The following is a 21,389-nucleotide window of genomic DNA, read 5'->3' on the forward strand; positions in this document are numbered from 1 at the left end:
AGTACAGAGAGTCGCTTCGATGGGGCTCGTGCGCTCCCGTGTTCTAAACGCAACATCTGTGTCAAGTGAGGGGATGTTTTGGAAGGGTTTGTGAGAGGAATGGAACCCCGGCATACGTTCTCACGCTGGTATTCTGGGAGTATATGGCTGCACTAATCGACGCAATCGATGTAAAGCGCAAGATGTTTGTCGAGTTTGAAAACTCCCCGTTCTGCTGCCTGGAGTCGGATATCTCCACCCCTACCGCCAGAGGCGGTCAGACGCTGGTTCGCCTGAAGATGCGCAACATGCTCACCCGCGCCGTCTTCGATAAGACGTTCAAGGCCAGCGACAAGTTCAAGGAGCCGGACCTGCAGACGGTGGAGGCTTCCTATCTCTACAGCGACGGGGATGGCTCCTACTTTCTCGATCAGGAGAGCTTTGAGACTCTCTCGCTCAACGAGACGATCGTAGGGGACGCCCTGGACCTGCTGGTGGAGGGAGTCATCATTCAGATCGACAAATACAACGGCAATCCTATCGGGCTGCAGTTGCCGCAGCTTGTGGAGTTGACGGTGACGTATACCGAACCAGGTGTTCGTGGCGACACCGCCGGTGGAAGCGTGACCAAGGCAGCCAAGGTGGAGACCGGCATAGAGATCCGCGTGCCCATGTTCATCAAAGAAGGCGAAAAGGTCAGGGTCTATACAGAGACGCGCGAGTTTGCCGGGCGGGCCTGAACTGGCGCGAACCGGGCATTTGTTGAAGGGATCAATAAATCTGCGGCTGCGCTTCAGTTCAGGTTGGACCGAGGGATAACGCGACCCGAGGCGATGCCATCGTACCGGACAAGAGCTGATGCTCTTAGAAAAGGTAGTGGACACCAATGGCAAAACAAGCGCACATGGATGCTGCAAAGCATCACACCGAAGCAGCAGGTCACCACATCAACGCAGCCAACAAGCACGACTCGGGCAGTCACGATGAGGCTCACGAACACTCCAAGAAGGCCCATGAGTCATCTACGTCTGCTCATGGCAAGTCAACTGATGCACATGCGAAGTCGGCGGCATCGAGCAAGAAGTAGTTAGCACAAGAAGTGGTCAGTATTTGAAGGGGCCGCGGATCTCCCGCGCCCCTTCAAAGTTTAGTGGGAGTCGTGGATATGCTCAGTTTGCCGGAATACTTACTTCAAGGTGATGAGATTGTGCGCAGAGCGGCTGTCACTTCGTCCAAACTATATGCACTTATGGGTAGCTATCGTAGACGCTGAAATAGAGAAGCCCTACCCAACAGCAGCAACTTCCAACTTATTCTCGTGGCTGGTTCCGGAGGTGATTGGAGAAGGCGGTGGGGAACTGCTTCCACGGGTGTATTGTCGTGGCGAACAACCCATCATCCTTTTGAAGGCTTTACCGAAGGCGCTTTCGGATCCGTAGCCGAGCGATAGGGCAATCACGGAGATAGAGTCGCCGGAGTTGTTCAGCTTGTCGCCTGCCAGCAGCATCCGCCAACGTGTCAGATATTCCATGGGTGTCGTTCCAACCGTCTCTTTGAATCTAAGAGCGAAGACCGATCTCGACATGCCGATGCGCTCAGCGAGTTTCTGTAGTGTCCACGGATGCCCCGGATCGTCGTGCATGCATGTGATGGCTGCGCTCATCTGTTTGTCCGCAAGCGCAAAGAGCCAGCCGACGCCTCCTCTCGCCCCTTCGGCCACGTGCAGGCGGAGAGCTTGAACGAGCATCATGTAGGCAAGTTGCTGTGAGATCAACGAGCTGCCCGGCTGCGGGTCGCGCAACTCCTCCTTCATGCGCTCGAGCGACCAACGCATCGCCGCCTTATCCGATTCTTTCCTAATATGCACGATGGGTGGCAGGGACTTTAGCAGAATGTCGGCATGACTGCCGGTAAGAACGAAGTGGCCGCCGACAATATAGTGACCACCACCTTCCTTGCGCGGGGCCATTTCACCACTCTTCAGCGCCATGAGAAACTTGCTGAAATCAACAGGCGTGAGTGACAGATCGGTCGCGAGGCAGAAGGGCAACCCGTGCGGCAAGAGGAAACAGTCCCCGGCCGTGAGAAGCACAGCATCAGGAACGCCTTCCACTGATAGCCAGCATTGGCCAGAGACCACGGCGTAGCATTTGATGCCTTGATGTTTTGGCCATTGGATAGCCGTATCGCAACCCACCTCGAAGCCGCCCGAAGCAAGCTTCGCGGCTTCAGCAACGACAACACATCTGAGAGTGGATCCATGCAGTCTCCGGACGATCGAACCAATATACGGACAGTGTTAAGTATCACCTATCCATCGCAGGCCGCAGGCCTCACGTCGAGAAGCTTAGTCTTGGATGGCAGGCCAACAGGAAGTAACACGCCTAGTCTCTGACGTGTCTGTGACTCTACATGAGTCCGGGGGCATAGCCTTCGCGGTGCTTGATGAAGTCACCCAGCGATTTAGCAGCAACTAAGAGAACGCTAGTTGCAGGCACATCTAGATTGCAGAGATCCGGGCCTTGGCTTCACGTATGACTAAGCTGGCCTTTCAAATCGTAAGTCGGAACGCGGAAGGGCAGCCTTCTTCAGTGTCGCCTGTTCTTTTATCAGGGTGGTTTGCTCCATCCTGCTGATTTTTTCCGCGATTGCGAGGCTTACGAAGTGGTTGAGCGATATGCCTTCGGCGTGGGCGAGATCATTTGCCTGTTGGCGAATGGAAGGAGATAGGCGGAGTGGAAAGCTCTGGTGCCGCTTATATTCTTGGCTCATTATGCTCCCGTCTTGCTGCTCTACGGACGATGGAACCTTCTACTTGCTACCTAAAGCGATTCTGATACCAGAACGCATGAATGGCAATACAAAAATAGGTTACCTCTGTGCGGATGACTATCTTCTTCTACTTTTTTCATGACGGCAAAAGACCAACCTATATCTGCCTAAGTTATAGGAACGAGCTTCCGTTTCAAAAAAACCGACCACGATAAGTCGCTATTTTTGCGAGATATCGAAAGAAATTCGGTAGTGATATCACCACTGATATCAAACTGTAGCTTTATTACTTACCCTCTAAATCCAAACTCAAAGTCACGCGCTATATAGGTTACTGCAAAGATTTGCGGTTACTTTTGGAATCACTTTGCGTTTGATTTGGCCTTGGAGGAACCCATGTTTCAACTGCCCGGCAAGCTCGATGCGATAACTGCCCGATACCTCCCTCATTTCTTTTCCAGCTTAGTAGACACCGAAGTTTGGTCGGACTGGTGGCCGCTGACTCTGTCGGCCAAGAGACATAAACAGGCGCCGAAACAGAACGATTCCCCAAGTTCCTTTCGTCCCTGCCCAAATCAGAAGGAGTTCTCCATGTCGAGTAAATTGCTGCCGTTTCTGAATGCGGATCGCCTGAACACTACTGTCTTGAACGACAATGCGACTGGTAATTCCGCCGTATTGATCATTCTTCATACGACTGCAATGTTTATGTTTCTTCTTACAGTTTGCCTAGCATTTACAGGATGCGGATCTGGCGGATATGCCGGTGGCGGTGTCGTCAGCCTGTCGAGTTCTGCGGTTACGCTGGATGCCGGCCAGGCCTTCATGATCAATTCGAAGCTCTCTGGAGCGCCGTCTGTATCTTGGGCGCTTTCAAGCAACGCCTGTAACTCCAGCGGTTGCGGAACGCTCTCGAGCGCAGTTGGTTCGTCCGTGACTTATACGGCCCCTGCTGGCATCACCTCGCAGCTGCAACTAACATTGACAGCGGGAGTTACAGGAACAAAAGACGCCAGCGCGGTCAGCATCACGGTCAACCCGGATCCGACGATCTCCGGCACTCCTTCGAGTGGGACCGTAGGAAGTGCTTACTCCGCTACGCTGACCGCCACCGGCGGCACGGCTCCTTTGAAGTGGAGCGTAGCCAGTGGATCTCTTCCAGTGGGTCTCAGCTTTAATACGACGACGGGTGTTATCTCTGGCACGCCCACCGCTCCAGGCACGTCCAGCTTCACTGTTCAAACTACGGACTCCAGCGACATTCCTGACTCCGTGACCGCAAAAGAGACGATTGTGATCTCTACCGGTGTAGGCGCATCTGGGCCACTGACCGTTATCGGAGGAAATCCTCCTGCTGGAATAGTGGGTGCAGCCTATTCGACCTCTCTCGCAGCCTCGGGCGGAACCGCGCCTTACACGTGGAGCGTTATCTCCGGGAGTCTTCCCGCTGGTCTCGCGCTCTCTGCTTCGACGGGCGTTATCTCGGGAGTCCCAACAGCGCAGGGCACGTATGGATTTACGGCTCAGGTGCAGGATGCGTCAGGCAGTCATGCGAGTGCTGGCTTTAGCATTATGATCAACGCTGCAAAGAGTGCTGTGACGTTGACGCTTGGGAATCCTCCGGGCGCTACGGCAGGGACGCCTTATACCGGTACGGTTGTCGTAACTGGTGGAACCGCACCATACATCTGCACGATCACTGGGCTGCCTGCTGGATTGACATCCTCTGGTTGCACAATAAGTGGCACGCCGACTACTGCAGGAACATCAACGCTTACCGTAACTGCAACTGATTCTGGCAATCCAACTACAACGAAGACCGGTTCAGTTACGCTGACAGTCGGACCTGCCGCTGTGGTTCTAACGCTTGGCACACTGCCCAATGCAACGGTTGGAACTCTCTACACGGGCACGGTCGGTGTGACGGGCGGAACTGCACCTTATACCTGCACAATCACTGGATTGCCTGCTGGGCTGACTGCCTCTGGCTGCACGGTCAGCGGCACTCCAACCACTGCGGGAACATCCACAATTACTGTTACTGCAACTGACTCCAGCAGTCCCGCTGCGACGAAGACTGGTCCGGTTACTCTAACAATCGCACCTGCTGCCGTCGTTCTGACACTTGGCACTTTGCCTAATGCAACTGTTGGAACGTTGTACACCGGTACGGTTGGTGTGACCGGTGGAACCGCACCGTACACCTGCATGATCACCGGGCTGCCTGCTGGGTTGACTGCTTCTAGCTGCACGGTCAGCGGCACTCCGCCCACTGCGGGAACATCCACAATTACTGTTACTGCAACTGACTCCAGTAGTCCCGCTGCGACGAAGACTGGTCCGGTTTCTCTAACGATCGGACCGGCCGCTGTTGTTCTAACGCTTGGCACTTTGCCTAATGCAACTGTTGGAACTCTATACACGGCCACAGTTGGTGTAAGTGGTGGCACTTCACCGTACACCTGCACAATCACCGGATTGCCTGCCGGGTTGACTGCCTCTGGCTGCACGGTCAGCGGCACTCCGACCACTGCGGGGACATCAACGCTAACCGTTACTGCGACTGACTCCAGTAGTCTTGCTGCGACGAAGACTGGTCCGGTTAGTCTGACGATCGCACCGGCTGCTGTCGTTCTGACGCTTGGCACGCTGCCTGATGCAACTGTTGGAACTCTATACACGAGCACAATTGGTGTGACCGGTGGAACTGCACCGTACTCTTGCTCGATCACCGGATTGCCTGCTGGGTTGACTGCTTCTGGCTGCACGGTCAGCGGTACTCCGACTACTGCGGGGACATCCACACTCACTGTTACCGCAACTGACTCCAGCAGTCCTACCGCAACGAAGACGGGACCAGTCAGTCTGACGATCGCACCGGCTGCTGTCGTTTTGACACTTGGCACTTTGCCTAATGCGACTGTTGGAACGCTGTACACCAGCACGGTCGGCGTAAGTGGTGGCACTGCACCGTACACCTGCACAATCACCGGAGCGCCTGCTGGGCTGACAGCTTCAGGCTGCATAGTCAGCGGCACGCCCACAGTTGCGGGAACGTCGACGCTAACCGTTACAGCGACGGACTCTCACAGCCCTGCTGTGACGAAGACTGGTCCGGTAGTTCTGACAATCGCACCGGCTGCTGTCAATCTGACGCTAGGCACGCTTCCGAATGGGACGGTCGGTAATCTGTACATCAACACGGTTGGTGTGACCGGTGGAACTGCACCGTACTCTTGCTCGATCACCGGACTGCCTGCTGGATTGACGGCTGCTGGTTGCGCAGTGAGCGGCACTCCGACAACCGCCGCGACATCTACACTCACTGTTACTGCAACTGATTCCAGCAGTCCCGTTGCGACGAAGACTGGTCCGGTTGCGCTGACGATCGTCCCGGCTTCGATCACTCTAACGCTTGGAACACTAGCGAACGCGACAGTTGGAACTGTTTATAGCGGCACGGTTGGTGTAACAGGTGGAACGGCCCCATATAGCTGCACGATCACCGGATTGCCTGCTGGGCTGGTTGCTTCCGGCTGCACGGTCAGCGGCACTCCGACGACTGCGGCAACGTCGACGCTAATTGTTACCGCGACTGATTCCAGTAGTCCGATTGTGGCGAAGACGGGACCGGTTCCATTGACCGTTTTGCCGGCGCCGGCTCTCAGCCTCACTGGTGCTCTGCCGAACGCAATACTGAATCAGGCCTACAGCCAAACTCTGCAAGCTACTGGTGGAGTACAGCCCTATTCCTACAGTATCTCTACGGGTAGTCTGCCAAATGGTCTCACCCTCTCTACTGCAGGCGTCATTAATGGAATACCAACAGCGCCAGGAGCCAGCAGCTTCACCGTAACAGTGACAGACAATGAAACTCCTGAGCAGAGTACGACGAACAATTACGTTCTCCTCGTCTCTTACCCGTCAGGAGTAAATAACGGCGAGTTGGTTGGTCCCTATGCCTTCCTCTTCCAAGGTTACGACGATGTACTCGTCGGTATTCTCGCCTATCAAACCGCAGCTGTAGGAAGCTTCACTGCTGATGGCATCGGAGGGATCAATAGCGGAGAACTTGATTCAAACCACCAAACCACCGGAGCTGCGAGCAATCAGTTCCTTGGAACTTATGAGGTAGGCTCCGATAACCGGGGAATGATGGCGCTCACAACCCTTAACCCCGATGGGACTACAGCTGGGACCAAGATTTACGCTATCTCGGTCAAGGCTCCAGTCTCGCCGGCTACTGTCTCAACTCAGGCACAGATGGTTGAGTTTGACGATAATCTTGTCATCGGCTCGCGAGGATCAGGTTCGATACTTGCTCAGCAATCGACAGCGTTCACGTCCGGCTTGAGTGGTAATTACGCCTTCGGAGTCTCGGGTGATACATCCTGCCTGGTCTCGTGCGCTCTTGGACTTTCGGGCCCAGCAGCAGCAGTAGGACAGTTCTCCGCCGCTGGTGGTGCTCTCAGTTCAGGCATGAGCGACGCCAATATCGCTGCTTCAAATTATCCTAGCGAATCTCTCACAGGAACTTATCAGTCGGCCGATTCAAATGGTCGCCTAACCATGTCGGTCACCACGACCGGTACACCAAGCGTTTACCCAACAAATTATGTGGCCTATATGGTCAACGCGAATCAGGTGTTCCTCATGTCCGACGACAGCCATGCATCCTTCGTCCTGCTCGCTGGAACCGCTCAGTCGCAGACGCAGGCCAACTTCGATACCACGTCATTGAATGGTCCGATCATCGGCTACGAAAACTCGCAATCCAATCCTGGTCTGCTACAAACTACGTTGCAGGACACACTGAATCTCTCAACTTCAACTATCTTCCGTACGGTTGCCGCGTCCGGCCAATGCAACTTCACTAACGTTGATATTGCCGGTATCAATCAATTGACCAGCGCAATCAATAACCTTGTCGGATCGCTTCTACCACTCAACGCCTTGCAGGATCTACTTGGCACCTATCAATCTACCGGCAATGCCAGTTGCTCGGTAAGCGCCAATGGTCGTGGTCAACTCAACTACCCGCAACCGAGTAGCGTGCTGTCGGGCCTCTTAAATCTCCTCGGCCTGGGTGCGAATCCTCCTGCACCTCGCACCTTCTATCTCACCGCTCCCAATAAGGGCTTCTTCCTGGAATCGGGTTTTGCAGGACTCGGTAACTTCGAAGGGCAGATCAATCAGGCTACCTTCACCGTCGCCGACTTCGATGGAACCTTCGTCTATGGCAGCCTCCCAGCCGCTACACTCGCGGGGATCAACACCTCGGGTTCGATCCATGCGGATGGAGCTGGGAATGCGACCAGTGTGACCGATCTGAATGTAGGACTCGGCAGTCTTAATATTTTGGACCTCGACGTAACCTCTTCCGGCACATACACAATCAACTCAACTCCACCGTTGTTCTCAACCTTCTCGGATGCAAACGCCGGACGCTTTGTGTATGGCACAAACGTGATCTACGAGATTTCGCCTACCAGATTCGTGCTGATGGATACGAACCTGATTACGACTTCGCCAACCGTCACGTTGCTGTACTAGGCACCGGATTCGCTAACACCGGGCGCTAGTCCGGAAGGAGATCACACTGTGCGTCGAATCACTCTAGCTCTGGTCCTTGTAATCCTCGGAGTCTCTTCTGCCATCGCGCAGCAGAGACCCGACAATCCGGCATTTCTCGTCCCACGCTTCTCTGTCTCTCTGGGATACAACCACATGAATGCAAACGCACCTCCGGGACAGACCGATTACTTCGGCCTGAACGGGGGATACGTCTCCGGAGATTTCTACTTCACTCACTGGTTCAGTATCGCCGCTGAGTTTACCGGCGGTCATGCAAACGACATCAGCATGTTGGGTCAGGATCTCACCCTGACCACCTACCAGGCTGGCCCAAAGGTGTCGCTGACAGGACATCGCTTTGTGCCCTATGGCCAAATCCTCTTCGGCGGGGCTCATGGAAGCGACTCTTATTTTCCGACGTCGACCTCCTTCACCTCCAGCGCATCGAGCTTTGCGTTCTCTCCTGGTGGCGGCGTTGATATCAACCTCACGCGCCGCTTTGCTGTTCGCGCTGTGGATGCCGACTACTTGAGGACAACCCTGCCGAACGGCACCAATAACTCACAGAATCATCTCATGATCGGTGCTGGCGTCGTCATCAAGTTCGGCCAGCGCGACTCTCCTTCCACTCCTGTTCGGACGGCGGTTCAGCGCCCGAGCGAGATTCTGTTTACCTGCGCCACCAGCGTTGCAAATGTCAACGCGGGAGAGCCGTTGGAGATCATCGGCCATACCCTCACCGAACCCGATCGCCTCGATGTCAACTACACATGGGCGTCGAGCGGAGGCAAGATAGAAGGTTCTGGCCGAAGCGTCACCCTCAACACGGCAGGTCTGGCCAGCGGCGACTATCACGTCACCGGGCATGTCGCGTTGGTCATAAGTCCATTGACTACAGCTGACTGCGATGCCGCATTCCGTGTCACCGCGCGCAGCGTTCCAACTCCTCCTAGCGCTGTTCCGGACCAATCCGCGCTGCAGGCGAAAAAAGACGCGATCTTCCACGAAAATGTCCAGGATGCTCTCTTCGACTATGACAGTGCTGTGATCAGGGCTGATGCGCAGACTGCTATCGAACATGCTGCTCATTATCTGAAAGAGAACCCATCGATTCGTGTTCTCGTAGGCGGTTACGCGGATGAGCGCGGCTCCGCCGAATACAACCTTGGCCTTGGGCAAGAGCGCGCAAACAATGCACGCAACGCGCTCATCGCAGCGGGCGTTGACGCAGATCGCGTCCAGGTCATCAGCTACGGAAAGGAGGCCCAGGTATGCACAGCTCAAAACGAGAGTTGCTGGCAGCAAAATCGACGCGCAGCTTTCTCAATGCATCCCTAACCGGGAGTACGGCTGTTGGAGATAGTCGGCGGGGAACTGGATGAGAGGGGTTCCGTTCGTACACGTTCTTCGCAAGCGTCTTGTCGCCGCTCGACGCAATGGAGACCTCATGAACAGTTCATCCTCTGATATTGAAGTTGTTTCTTCCAAGTACGCATCGCACAATCCGGACTCCTTATCCTTTTCGGCGTTGATTCCTGCGCTTGCCTTCGCACTCGACCTGACAGAAGGACGTCCGATGGGACATGTCCTTCGTTCATGCGTCATCGGCATGCGCATTGGAGAACGAGTTCATCTGTCTCATGAGATGCTTGCTCATCTCTACTGCGCTCTTCTGCTCAAAGATGTCGGCTGCAGGGGTGATTCGTCATGGATGCTGGACTCGACGGCCTCGAATCAATATATAGCCTCGCCAACGGAGACATCTCCTGGGAACACTGGCCCGAATGCAGACGATAGAAGCGCTTCGCAACCTGCAGACCACCGTCCGTCATGGGGGTGGGCGCAACCGTTGCAGGGAGGCTCGAATCATCTCTCCGATGCCTGTGACACCAACTCGTTCGACGCCGATTCGTTCGACACCACCATTCATCTTCCATGTGAACGTGCCGCACGCATCGCAAGGGATCTCGGCCTACCCTTCGAGGTGAGCGAAGCGATCTATCAGTCTGATGAGCCGTGGGATAGATTTGAATCGTCCCTTGGCATACAGAGCGAAGAGATTTCTTTGCTCGCTCGCATCATTAAATTTGCTCAAGCCCTGGACATTGCTGCCGAGCGATATGGCCCCGCGGTTGCCATCAATCTCGTATCGAGACGTTGCAGCAGATGGTTCGATCCAGAGGTCAGTGCGGACGCTAACCGCCTGCACGAACAGCTCGAGTTATGGAATGGGCTGCAATCGCCAGAGATCTTGTCCTACGTGATGGAACTTGCCCCGGAAGGATATAGACAGTCTCCGAATATCTTCTTAGTAGATAACATCTGCCTCGCATTCGCAGAGATCGTTGATGCCAAATCTCCTTTTACGTTCAGCCACTCCACGGGCGTCGCCCGGACAGCGATCTCCGTCGCCGAGGTGATGGGGGTTGATCGGTCCAACATCAAGCTGCTGCACCGGGCGGCACTGCTCCACGACATTGGAAAGCTCGGAGTGCCCAACGTCATACTCGAGAAGGCCGGCAAACTCACCTCCTGGGAGTGCACTACATCTACCAACATCCCCGGTACACCAGAGAGATCCTCAATAAAATGCCAGGATTTGAAAAGATCGCTGAGGTCGCAGCGGCACATCATGAAAAACTCGATGGGTCAGGTTATCCACGAGGATTGCGCGCGCATGAGCTACCGCTTCTTGCGCGGATACTTACAGTCGCGGACATGTACGATGCACTTTCGTGCTCGCGTCCCTATCGAAAGAAGCTTGGAAGTGAGGAAGTGTTCAAGATAATGACAAATGATGCTCCACAAGCGATCGACCAATCGTGTATGGATGCGTTAGCGGTGGCGATTCAATCGGCTGGAACTAAATAGATAGAGATCTAACTCTCGGAGGCCTTCCCGGCCTGTACAAAAGCTTGATCCGAAGGGTCGCGTTGAAGCCCGCATTGTCACCAACGCATGACCATCGCTATCGCTGCTTGAGATCGAGGGTATACAAATTGCCCGCACCGATCCGCGGTTCGACGAGTGGTTCATTTGCAGGCGTCAGTCCTCCGAAGAAGTAGTTCACTGTCTCCAGGTTATGAAAGTCGCCAAGATCAGCGACTACATGAACTGCGCCATCCGGCACACTCACTTTGAGGATCGGCTCCTTGTTGGCTTGAAAGGCATGGACGTAGATAAACCTGCTGTCCCCGCTCCAAATTGGATCTGCAGCGCTGGTCGAGGCAAGCTCCTTCCAGCGCCGCTGTGCCACATCGTAGAGCATCAGGCTCTTCTGGTTGAGTGAGAGGGCGGCGATCCAACGGCCATCCGGCGACCAGCGTGGGCTGAAGAGTCCTTCGGAGTCTGGTACCGTTTCTGTTCTCTTACTTTCAAGATTCACGATCTCAATCGAATGAGATCCACTCTCTTTGCCCATCAAGTCTGGCTCCCGGCCAAACACGATGCTCTTGCCATCTGCGGACCATCCCGGATCTGCAGCATTGCGATCTTCATTTAGTAAGGGCTGCGGTGCTCCGCCCGCCGCATCGATCAGGTAGGTTCGCCAGACTTTGCCCGGGGTGCGAGCCATCACCGCGAGCTGCTTGCCGTCTGGAGACCAGTGCGACATAAATGCCTCAAGATATTCTGGCGTCAGCTGGAGCTTATCGGAGCCGTCGGCGGCCCTTGCGCGCCACAGACGCTTGTTGCTATCCGTCCACGCAACCCACGCTCCGTCTCGTGAGTAATCTACACGTGTGGCATCTGCAATAAAGGAAGGTGCTGCGCGGAATCCGTTTGCTCCGTCCAGCTTCTGCAGTCCAAACGGTTGTGCCAGACCCATAAAGAAGATACGAGAGCCGGACCGAGCAGCTACGGGGGATAAGAAACGCAATGGTCCGTTCGTCAGTTGGATTAAGGTTGCCTTTCGACCGTTTCCCTTCAGCTCCCAGAGGTTGTCGCCCGCCTGCAGGATGTATGCTCCGCCGTCCGCCGTCCATGTTCCGCAACATGCCGAAAGATGATTCGGATCCGGAGTGGAGACCTGTCTCGGCTCACCGCCTCCGCTGCCCACCTCCCACACGCCAGAGGTATGTGTCACAGGATCCATTAAGGTAAAGCGGAGCAGCTTGCCATCCGGAGACCAGCGCATCCAGAAGGCTCGCCCTTTGAGTCTGGCAAATGGAGTCGATACGCCGTCGTCCAGTTTGACCACAGCCAGATCGTTCCCGTTGGCATACAGAATGCTCGCTCCATCGGGCATCCAGGATGCGTCATGAGCGAGAACGCCACCGACCCTTAACGCGCTGCTGCCGGAAGAAGGCACAACCCATAAGGGCTGCTCCGAAGCGGAGGAGAGGTGGCTCTTTAGCAGGAGTTTCGTACCATCTTTAGAGATGTCCGCCAACGAGCTTGAGGCCAGATCGCGAGGCAACGCCAGTCTCTGAACTTCACCCGTACTTATATAGATAGCCGCTAGCTCCGGCTGTCCATCGTTCATCACAGAGGTGATGATGCGATCTCCGTCGGTGGCTAACGTAAGCAGGTTTTCCATGTTCGGCGGCCCTGTCGAGATGGAGCCGTCGCGTGTGATCTGTTCGACTTTCAGCGGAGGGGCGTCCGTCTGCCGCTGCCAGAGCCAAAGTATCGTCAACATGGCAACCAGGAGCGCGACCACCAAGCCTGATAGTGCTTTTTCCAGGATGCTCCGGCCGGGGCGAATCGGGTCGGGGAGTTCCTTGTGAACAATCAGCGAACTCTCATAAGAGGGGCTTCCTACAAGCGAGGTCGTTGGCTGAGGACCGCCCGGTAGTACAAGCACTTGCTCTGGTGAGTCGCTAACGCTCGATCCCAAGGAGGCTTGCGCATGCTCCGGTTTCGGAGAGGCTGGTTCTACGAAGCTGACCGGGGCGATAAAGCGATACCCTCGTTTGGGTAGTGTCTCAACGAACCGGGGATTGTCCGCCGAATCGTTCAGCGCTTCGCGAATTTTGTTGATGGCTCCAGCCAGCGCACGCTCAAAGTCAATATTGGTGTCAGAGCCCCAAATTTTTAGCTGCAACTCTTCACGCGTGACCACCTCTCCGGGGACGGAGAGAAGCATTGTGAGTACCCGGAACGGCTGCCCTTGAAGCCGGACTTTGAAGCCAGCCTTCCAAAGTTCGCCGGCTTGGAGATCAACTTCAAACAGGCCAAACGACATCCTGTTCGCTGTTTTAAGGATTGCCACCGACGATTGCCGTCCTTTCTCCCCGAACCGAATACTAAATTATTGTCGGCATGAACTGAGAGTTACAAACAATATATTTCTATAAGAATAACAAAAATAAAGGCTTATCTGGAAAGACACATTCCACGAATAATCAACTCGCAGAGTATTGCGCAAATCCGTCGTTCTGGAAGAGTGTTGCGTTCGAATTAGAAATGCCGGACGCCAGCAGCCTGAACAGAACAAGACTGTCTGTCCGAACCGAAAATCCTATGGAGAGTCAGTTATGACAATCACCCGAAAAAGAACCTCGATCCAACGGTCGCTCCTCGTTTTTGTACGCGGCGCACTCCTGCTGAGTTCACTCTGCTTAGCCGTACACGTTCGGGCATTTGCCCAGGCCGACTCCGGGCGCGTTGTCGGAACCGTAACCGATAGCACGGGGGCGATCATCCCAGGCGCGACCCTGACCATTACGAATCTTGCGACAAGCGCCATTCGCGTCGACAAAGGAAGCCCCATCGGAGAGTTCAATATCCCGGCCCTCGCACCGGGCAACTACTCCGCCAAGATCGAAGCTGCCGGATTTCAATCGCAGACGCTCAACTTCTCGGTCATCGTGACCCAGGTTCAGACGCTCACCTTCAAGCTTAGTCCCGGCGAAGCCTCGACGACCGTAGAAGTGACCTCCGCTGCGTCTTTGGTCAATACGACCGATGCCACCCTGGGAGAGACGGTCAGCGAAAAACAGATCACCGAGCTGCCTCTGAACGGACGAAACGCCCTCAACCTGGCATTGCTGACGCCCGGCGTCACCCAGGGAACGAAGGTAGAGTACGGCCAGGACACGGTCAACCGCTTCAGCGACTCAGGTGGAGGCGCGATCTCCGTCAACGGCCTGCGTTCTCAGGCGAACAACTTCATCCTGGACGGCGTGGACAACAATGACGGACTGCAGAACGTCATTCTGTTCTTCCCTCCAGTCGACGCGACGCGTGAGTTCAAGGTGGCAACGAACGTAGCTCCCGCACAGTATGGCCGCGCTGGCGGCGCCCTGGTCGTAAGCTCTATCCGTTCCGGTACCAACTCGATCCACGGTTCGGCGTTCGAATTTTACCGAAGCAACAAGTGGGCGGCTAATCCGAACTACCAGTTTCTGGATGCGCCTGCCACGCCGAATCCGCCGTACCGGCGCTCCCAGTTTGGTGGCTCCCTCGGTGCTCCAATCATCAAGGACAAAGTCTTTATCTTTGGCGACTATCAGGGCACCCGCATCGGTTCGCCCGATGGCACTCACTACGATACGGTACCAACCGCGCTGATGCGCCAGGGAAAATTCCAGGAGTTGCTGAATCCAGCGCTGAATGGCGGGAACTTCGATACCACCTTCCCGATCTGCGTTCCGAACTCTGGAAATCTCAACGGCAACCTCGCCGCAAACAGCAAGGGCCAGATCTACGATCCGCTGACCTGCACACCGTTCGTCGGAAACATCATCCCAACAGCTCGTCTTAACCCTGCTGCGTTGAACTACTTCAATGCCTTCCCGATGCCGTCACGTACAGACCGCGTGCTGCAGAACTACCTGGTGCAGAACAGCTCGGCTTCGAAGTACAACACCTTTGATGTACGTCTGGACTGGAACGCATCGCCGAGTGATCTGTTCTTCTTCCGCTTCTCCTACGACAACTCCACATCAGACAACCAGTCCGAACTTCCGCAGCAGCCCGGCCAACCGCCGCTCTCTGCGAACGGTTCCGAGAACTTCGGTCGTGGCCGAGGATATGACCTTGGCTACACTCATATCTTTTCCGCTCGCATTGTTAACGATGCACGTATCGCTTACAACCGCGACAACTATGGCTTTGCGCCATCCAATAACGGAATCAATGTTACTCAAGAACTTGGCATGATGGGCCCGAGTGGTCCCTCATCCACAGCAGGAGGTCCGCTGATTGGCGCTAGCGGAAACGAGATTGAGTACACCGGTGACTACGGCCTGTTCGCCGTACCTCAGAATGTGATTGAGGTAACGGACACCCTGAACCTGAATCTCGGCAGCCACTCGCTGAACGTCGGTGGAACGTTTCTCCGGCGTCAGGTTAACTTCTTTCGTCCAATCTCCGGTAAAGGCTTCTTCGCCTTTGCGAACAACGGGTCCGACTTCACGGGATACGAGACCAGCGAGATGTTGGCTGCGCCTGTAGACAACTACTCCATTGGCGCTCAGACCGGCTACTTCGGTAATGTGAGCCAGGAAGATGCCGTCTTCGCCCAAGACGACTGGCGCATCACGAAGAGGCTCACACTTAACCTTGGAATCCGGTGGGACCTGCTGACCTGGCCTTACGAAGAGCACAACCAGCAGGCTTCTTTTGATATCGCAACCGGCCACATCCTTGAAGCCGGAGTGAATGGTGTTTCAAGAAGCATCATCAACCAGGACTATCTGAACTTCGCACCGCGTGTCGGCTTTGCCTACGATCTAAGCGGAGATGGTAAGAGCGCGCTCCACGGTGGTTACGGCATCTTTTACTTCCCCGACTACGGCGGAATCAGCAACCAATTAGGACAACAGCCACCGTTCGGCGGATCCGTTACGTACTACGCCTTCAACGGCTTCTGCGGAACCTTCACCGGTCAAACCGCAACAGGGACTCCCTATAGCTGCCCCGGTTACACAACCGGCACATCCGCGACTGCGGCTTTGCCCAAGCCCGGATTCCCCAACTTCGATCCCAACAATCCTCCGCAGGGACTTGGCGGACTCGCGGTTAATCAGAACAACCAGCACAGCCGCATCCAGGAGTACAACCTCCAGCTTCAACAGCAATTGAGCGCAAGGGATGTGTTCTCCGTAGCCTACGTCGGCACGTTCAGCGATCGCCTTTCAACGTACTACACCTACAACACCTACACCATCGGTGCAACCACCAAGCCGTTCCCGAATCTTGGCGGCATTACCTATAACAACTACAACGGGTCTGGAAACTACAACGGCCTGCAGCTGCACTTTGAACACCGAGGCACAAACTTCACCGCAACGGGAGCCTATACCTGGTCCCATGCACTCGACAACTCTGTGAGCGCCTTTGGTGGTACGCCGGCAACCATCCTGCTCTACTACGATCAGAAAGCGAACTACGGCAATGCAACACAGGACCAGAGGCACTTCTTCAGCTCTTCCTTCGTCTACAACCTGCCCTTCGGGCATGGTAAGCAGTTCATGGGAGGCGCAAACCGTCTACTGGACCTTGCGGTCGGCGGGTGGCAGATCAACGACATCGTACTGCTCGCCACCGGGCAACCGGTCGACCTCTCTGCACAGGGAAGCGCCGCACCGGGCAACCGGCCAGACTTGGTCGGGCCGATCAAATATCCGAAGCAGATCAACGATGGCTATTGGTTCGATCCCACCTCCTTCTCCAGCTCCATTCCTACGGTTCTGTCGACAGATGGAACCAACCAAAGCATCTATACGAGAGTAGGCACGCTTGGACGCAACCAGGTCTATGGTCCGGGCAGCCGAACCATGAATCTGGGGTTGCAAAAAAATCTCCATCTAACGGAGAGCAAGTATCTGGAACTCCACGGCGATGCTTTCAACGTCTTCAACACTGCAAACTTTGGCAACCCAGGGAACGCCCAGGGAGACCCAACTACCTTTGGCAAGATCACCAGCCTCTTTGGGCAAGCTCGTCAGATCCAACTGGCAGCCCGCCTGGTCTTCTAAGGGAAACTACAGCGGGCAGCGCGGAGATATTTCGCGCTGCCCGGTCGTAGTTCTTACATCTTCACGTCTTGCTCAGATGAAAGCAGCAGGAGAAGACGCGGAATGCTCCTGCAAAACCATCAAGTCTGCGACAGAACGATCTGTCTGTGGGCAGAGGCCAGGGTCGGCGAAGGTTGAGTTCCTACTGCATCTTCAAGCTGATTTGTTGCAACGTCTTTTCAAATTCTGCCAACGGAACCCAGAGATCATGAAGACTTCCATACATTCAAAAATACTTCTTGCGAACGCCCTGCTTGTCTTCGCTCTCGGCGCTTCGGCGCAGATGCCTGATGTACCACTGAGCCCCACCACCAAAGCACTTGGTTCCACCGAAGCGCGGACGCTGCCTCCGGGCCTCGACGCGAGTGTGATCTATGAGATCTTTCCGCGTTCGTTCTCGCCTGAAGGAAACCTCAATGGCGTTACGAAAAAGCTCGATGATCTGCAACATCTGGGTGTCAACGTACTTTGGCTTATGCCGCTGCACCCCGTTGGGCAGATTCAAAAAAAGGGGACAGAAGGCAGCCCCTACGCAGTGCGCGATTACTACGCCATCAACCCAAGCTACGGCACGAAAGACGATCTGCATCGCCTCGTCGATGAAGCGCACAAGCGAAATATGAAGGTCATCATCGACATCGTTGCAAATCATACGTCCTTTGACAGCGTGATGATGTCGCACCACAACTTCTATAAGCACGACGCGCAGGGAAAAGTACTCTCGCCTTACGACTGGACCGATGTAGCAGCGCTCGATTATACGAATCCCGAACTGCGCCGTTACATGACGGACATGCTCCTCTACTGGATCAAGGATTTCAACCTGGATGGATTTCGTTGCGATGCCGCTGGCGAGATACCGACCGACTTCTGGGAGAACGCACGTAAGGAGCTGGATCGCGTCCATCCCGGTCTCATCATGTTGGCCGAAGCTTCAAAGCCGGAGTTGCTTCGCAGCGCTTTCGACATCGACTACTCCTGGCCCTTGATGGGAGCGCTGAACAATGTCATCGAACACGGAGCGCCGGCGAGTTCCGTGGAAGCGACCTTCGAGCAAGAGCAGAGGCTCTTTCCGAAGCACTCGGTGCACATGCGCATGTTCGACGACCACGATGAGCAGCGCGCCCTCGCACGCTATGGAGTTGGCGGTTCGCTCGCCGCTGCGGCGCTCATCTTCACCTCTGATGGCGTCCCGATGATCTACAACGGCATGGAGGTAAGCGATCCGACAGAGTCCGGCGCACCCGCCCTATTTGAGCCGCTGAAGATCTGGTGGCAGGCAGGCGAGATGCGCCCGGAGTTCTCCAGGTTCTACGACTTCATGATTCATTTTCGTGAGCGCCAGCCTACCCTGATCCACGGAGACACAGTGTGGCTGCACAACTCGGATGAAGCGCACATCGTCAGCTTTTTGCGGCGCACCGCGGACGAAGAGTTTCTGATTACGATCAACCTCTCCAACGTTCCATTCCGCGGGACGGTGGAAGTCTCAGACGCATGGGAAGAGGTCAAGGTGCCAGTCGCTCAGAGACGTCACAACACGGGTGCGTCGGACGAGAAGAACGTTGATGTCCGTCAGAGCGCGCTTCCCGCTTTGTCCTTGGGCGCATTTGAATTCCGCATCTTTCATCGGAACCGAAACCCTTCGGCCAACCGAACCTCGGCTAACTAGTGTTTGGCAAGGCTTACTCTCCGCCGTCGTCCTGGGCATTTTTGACACGTCGATTTTTCTGCGGCCACACGTTCGCGGTGTGGAACGGCGGTACACAGACATTGGCGAAGTCTGATCCGCGCAGGCCGTGCGTAATGGGTACTCAAAGGAGATTGCAAATGAACAGAGTGAAGATTGGCATCTTTCTGTCGGGACTAATGTTGTTACTGCCAGCGGCGCAATTGGCAAGTGCTCAAACGCCCAAGTCCTTCGATGTGACCCAGTATGGCGCGACCGGAGACGGCGTCACGTCCGCCACCAAGGGCATCACGGCAGCAATTGAGGCCAGCGCCAGCGCCGGAGGAGGAACGGTCTACGTTCCCGCAGGCACCTATGTCACCGGCACGATCCACCTGAAGAGCAACGTCACTTTGTGGCTTTCATCCGGTGCGACTTTGCTCGGAACCAAAGATATAACCGCGTATCAGTCTGTTGCGCCAGGAGGATCCGGGCGGGATTGGTATGACGCCCTCATCGTCGCCAAAGATGTGCATGACGTGGCCGTCGTTGGCCCAGGCATCATCGATGGAAACCACGTCTCCAATCCAAACGGTGAGGAGCACATACGAGGTCCGCACGCGCTCCTCTTTTTCAATACCGAAAACGTGACCGTCCGCGACGTCACGATCAGAAACGCTGGAAACTACTCCCTCATCCTGCGCCATGCCGAAGGAGTGACCATCGATGGCCTGAAGACCCTCGGTGGATGGGATGGCATCAACATGCACGACGTCAAGAATGCGACTATCTCAAACTGCCGCCTCTCCACCGGAGACGACAGCCTCGCAGGCGCCTATTGGGAGAACGTCACCGTCAGCAACTGCATCCTTAACGCTGCGGCAAACGGCATTCGTGTCGGCGGGCGTAACGTTCTGATCTCCGACACCATCATCTACGGACCGGCCAAGACGGCGAGCGGCACATCTCTACGAAACGTTACCGAAGCAGGCTTCCAGATTCTTCCCAACGGGTCAGGTAACGGCAACAAATATGCAGCACCCAGTCCTGTCGATAACATGGTTCTCTCCAACATCACCATGATCAACACAGGCACGCCCATCTACGTGGCTTATAGCGCGGATGCTCCATACAGCGCACGAAACCTTGGAGTGGGCCGCATCATCGTCAACAATCTCACAGCGTTGCAGGCTGGTAGAACGCCGATCTACATCTCTGCTCCGAAGGACAATCCCGCCAAATCGATCATCCTGACAAACGTCCGCATCACTTTTGCAGGAGGCGAAACCCCGGCGCAGTCGGAAGGCCAGGGCTTCAGTCCGTACTCCGTTCTCAACTCCTACGGTGTCTTTGTTCGCAATGTAGAGAGCGTCGAACTTCATGACGTTCGTGTTGGCTCGACTGTGGCGGATTTCAGGCCCGCGTTCTTCGGAGAAAACGTCGGCCTCCTTGAACTCGATCGCTTCCACGCTGAACGCGTCCCAGGAGGTTCTCCATCGATTGAAGCCGCAGGCATTGGCCGGCTTGTCATCGACGGAAAGCAAGCAGCCGTTGCGAAGGTCAGCGTAAGCGCTCTTAAAATGCCGCAGGCTCCCGTAACAGCAGGAGATCCATTCGCGATTACCGAGACCATTCAAAACCTGGGCGCAGAAGGTCTCGCGGAGATTCCCCTGCAGATCGGAACGCAGACCGTGCCTCGGAGCGTGTGGCTCGATTCCGGTGAGAAGACAGACGTAACCTTTACCAATCTGCAATACGCCGAGGCCGGCGAAGCCCCGCTGCACGCTGGACAACTTAGCAAAGTTCTTCCTGTCGCTCAGAAGAATCCCGCACAGCCAGTTAGCGCGCCTTTCAAGACATTCCACAACGTCACCTTCGCATTCGACCAATCCAACAACAGCTTCTACATCCGAGCAGAGGGCGACTCTACCGTCATGCACTACGGCGATCAGTACGGCTCCATCTATCTCAACCAAGCCCTGCCGCCCAACAGCACGGTCGTCGTCAAGGTAGACAACCCTGATCTGCGCAGCAACTGGCCAGGCCTCTCCGGAATTATCGTGAGAGACAAGATCGACCAACCCGGCAGGCCCGGCGCCTACGTGATTCTGGGATCTTCGCCCGCCGCAGGCACCTACCTCGAATGGGCGGGACACGATAGCGGCGTGCTCAATCAGCATGCTGAGGCAGAAGGATTCACCATCTGGCCGCACTGGCTCAAGCTGCACAGACAAGGCACCAGGTTTATCGCGTCCTCCAGCACAGACAATGTGCACTGGACCCAGGTTGGTCAATGTGATGTGCCCGACGCAACCGGAGCTCTGGATGTCGGCATGTTCGCCTTCCGCAGCAGCAACCGCTTCACGGAGTTCGCGGTAAGCGCTCAATGATGATGGCAGGAAGAATCGCTCTGCAAAAACAAAAACATCTCT

General features: G+C 55.5%; 11 protein-coding genes and 1 pseudogene. 9 read left to right on the forward strand and 3 right to left on the reverse strand.

The window, feature by feature from the left end; all coding sequences use genetic code 11:
• Nucleotides 1-143: 143 nt before the first annotated feature.
• Complete coding sequence (gene efp / locus GSQ82_RS16330; RefSeq protein ID WP_158793253.1) at nt 144-719, forward strand: elongation factor P; 576 nt, start codon at nt 144-146, stop codon at nt 717-719.
• 146 nt (nt 720-865) lie between these two features.
• Nucleotides 866-1,066 carry a hypothetical protein gene (locus GSQ82_RS16335; protein WP_158793254.1) on the forward strand — a complete coding sequence of 67 codons (201 nt, stop codon included), beginning with the start codon at nt 866-868 and terminating at the stop codon, nt 1,064-1,066.
• 198 nt (nt 1,067-1,264) lie between these two features.
• Here the strand turns inward: GSQ82_RS16335 and GSQ82_RS16340 are convergent, their stop codons facing one another.
• Nucleotides 1,265-2,176: an AraC family transcriptional regulator gene (locus GSQ82_RS16340; RefSeq protein WP_254061686.1), complete on the reverse strand. Its 912-nt coding sequence runs from the start codon at nt 2,174-2,176 to the stop codon at nt 1,265-1,267.
• A gap of 341 nt (nt 2,177-2,517) precedes the next feature.
• Nucleotides 2,518-2,751, reverse strand: coding sequence for a toxin-antitoxin system HicB family antitoxin (locus tag GSQ82_RS25770; RefSeq protein ID WP_158793255.1), 234 nt, complete (start codon nt 2,749-2,751; stop codon nt 2,518-2,520).
• 591 nt (nt 2,752-3,342) lie between these two features.
• Here GSQ82_RS25770 and GSQ82_RS16350 point away from each other — a divergent pair.
• From GSQ82_RS16350 to GSQ82_RS25780, 4 genes and pseudogenes are all read left to right on the forward strand, one after another.
• Complete coding sequence (locus GSQ82_RS16350; protein ID WP_158793256.1) at nt 3,343-8,304, forward strand: putative Ig domain-containing protein; 4,962 nt, start codon at nt 3,343-3,345, stop codon at nt 8,302-8,304.
• A gap of 48 nt (nt 8,305-8,352) precedes the next feature.
• Nucleotides 8,353-9,663: an OmpA family protein gene (locus GSQ82_RS16355; protein WP_158793257.1), complete on the forward strand. Its 1,311-nt coding sequence runs from the start codon at nt 8,353-8,355 to the stop codon at nt 9,661-9,663.
• 925 nt (nt 9,664-10,588) lie between these two features.
• A pseudogene (locus GSQ82_RS25775) lies at nt 10,589-10,846 on the forward strand (HD-GYP domain-containing protein); the annotation flags it as partial.
• Nucleotides 10,847-10,914: 68 nt separating this feature from the next.
• A complete protein-coding gene (locus tag GSQ82_RS25780) occupies nt 10,915-11,196 on the forward strand; it encodes an HD-GYP domain-containing protein (RefSeq protein WP_371417219.1) in 282 nt (93 codons plus the stop codon).
• Nucleotides 11,197-11,293: 97 nt separating this feature from the next.
• Here the strand turns inward: GSQ82_RS25780 and GSQ82_RS16365 are convergent, their stop codons facing one another.
• Nucleotides 11,294-13,537 carry a winged helix-turn-helix domain-containing protein gene (locus GSQ82_RS16365; protein ID WP_254061687.1) on the reverse strand — a complete coding sequence of 748 codons (2,244 nt, stop codon included), beginning with the start codon at nt 13,535-13,537 and terminating at the stop codon, nt 11,294-11,296.
• A gap of 265 nt (nt 13,538-13,802) precedes the next feature.
• Here GSQ82_RS16365 and GSQ82_RS16370 point away from each other — a divergent pair, with 265 nt between their 5' ends.
• From GSQ82_RS16370 to GSQ82_RS16380, 3 genes are all read left to right on the forward strand, one after another.
• Nucleotides 13,803-17,249 (forward strand): TonB-dependent receptor, encoded by a 3,447-nt coding sequence (locus tag GSQ82_RS16370; protein ID WP_158793259.1) that lies wholly within the window; start codon nt 13,803-13,805, stop codon nt 17,247-17,249.
• A gap of 247 nt (nt 17,250-17,496) precedes the next feature.
• Nucleotides 17,497-18,960, forward strand: coding sequence for an alpha-amylase family glycosyl hydrolase (locus GSQ82_RS16375; RefSeq protein ID WP_158793260.1), 1,464 nt, complete (start codon nt 17,497-17,499; stop codon nt 18,958-18,960).
• A gap of 158 nt (nt 18,961-19,118) precedes the next feature.
• The gene (locus GSQ82_RS16380; protein ID WP_158793261.1) at nt 19,119-21,347 is read left to right on the forward strand and encodes a right-handed parallel beta-helix repeat-containing protein; all 2,229 of its coding nucleotides are present in this window, start codon (nt 19,119-19,121) and stop codon (nt 21,345-21,347) included.
• Nucleotides 21,348-21,389: the final 42 nt, after the last annotated feature.

The sequence above is a fragment of the Granulicella sp. L60 genome, from assembly GCF_009765825.1.
Taxonomy (GTDB): domain Bacteria; phylum Acidobacteriota; class Terriglobia; order Terriglobales; family Acidobacteriaceae; genus Edaphobacter.

Coding starts and splice junctions, on each gene's coding strand:
- efp (WP_158793253.1), top strand. CDS start 144: ATGGCTGCACTAATCGACGCAATCGATGTAAAGCGCAAGATGTTTGTC.
- GSQ82_RS16380 (WP_158793261.1), top strand. CDS start 19,119: ATGAACAGAGTGAAGATTGGCATCTTTCTGTCGGGACTAATGTTGTTA.
- GSQ82_RS16335 (WP_158793254.1), top strand. CDS start 866: ATGGCAAAACAAGCGCACATGGATGCTGCAAAGCATCACACCGAAGCA.
- GSQ82_RS16350 (WP_158793256.1), top strand. CDS start 3,343: ATGTCGAGTAAATTGCTGCCGTTTCTGAATGCGGATCGCCTGAACACT.
- GSQ82_RS16370 (WP_158793259.1), top strand. CDS start 13,803: ATGACAATCACCCGAAAAAGAACCTCGATCCAACGGTCGCTCCTCGTT.
- GSQ82_RS25770 (WP_158793255.1), bottom strand. CDS start 2,751: ATGAGCCAAGAATATAAGCGGCACCAGAGCTTTCCACTCCGCCTATCT.
- GSQ82_RS25780 (WP_371417219.1), top strand. CDS start 10,915: ATGCCAGGATTTGAAAAGATCGCTGAGGTCGCAGCGGCACATCATGAA.
- GSQ82_RS16375 (WP_158793260.1), top strand. CDS start 17,497: ATGAAGACTTCCATACATTCAAAAATACTTCTTGCGAACGCCCTGCTT.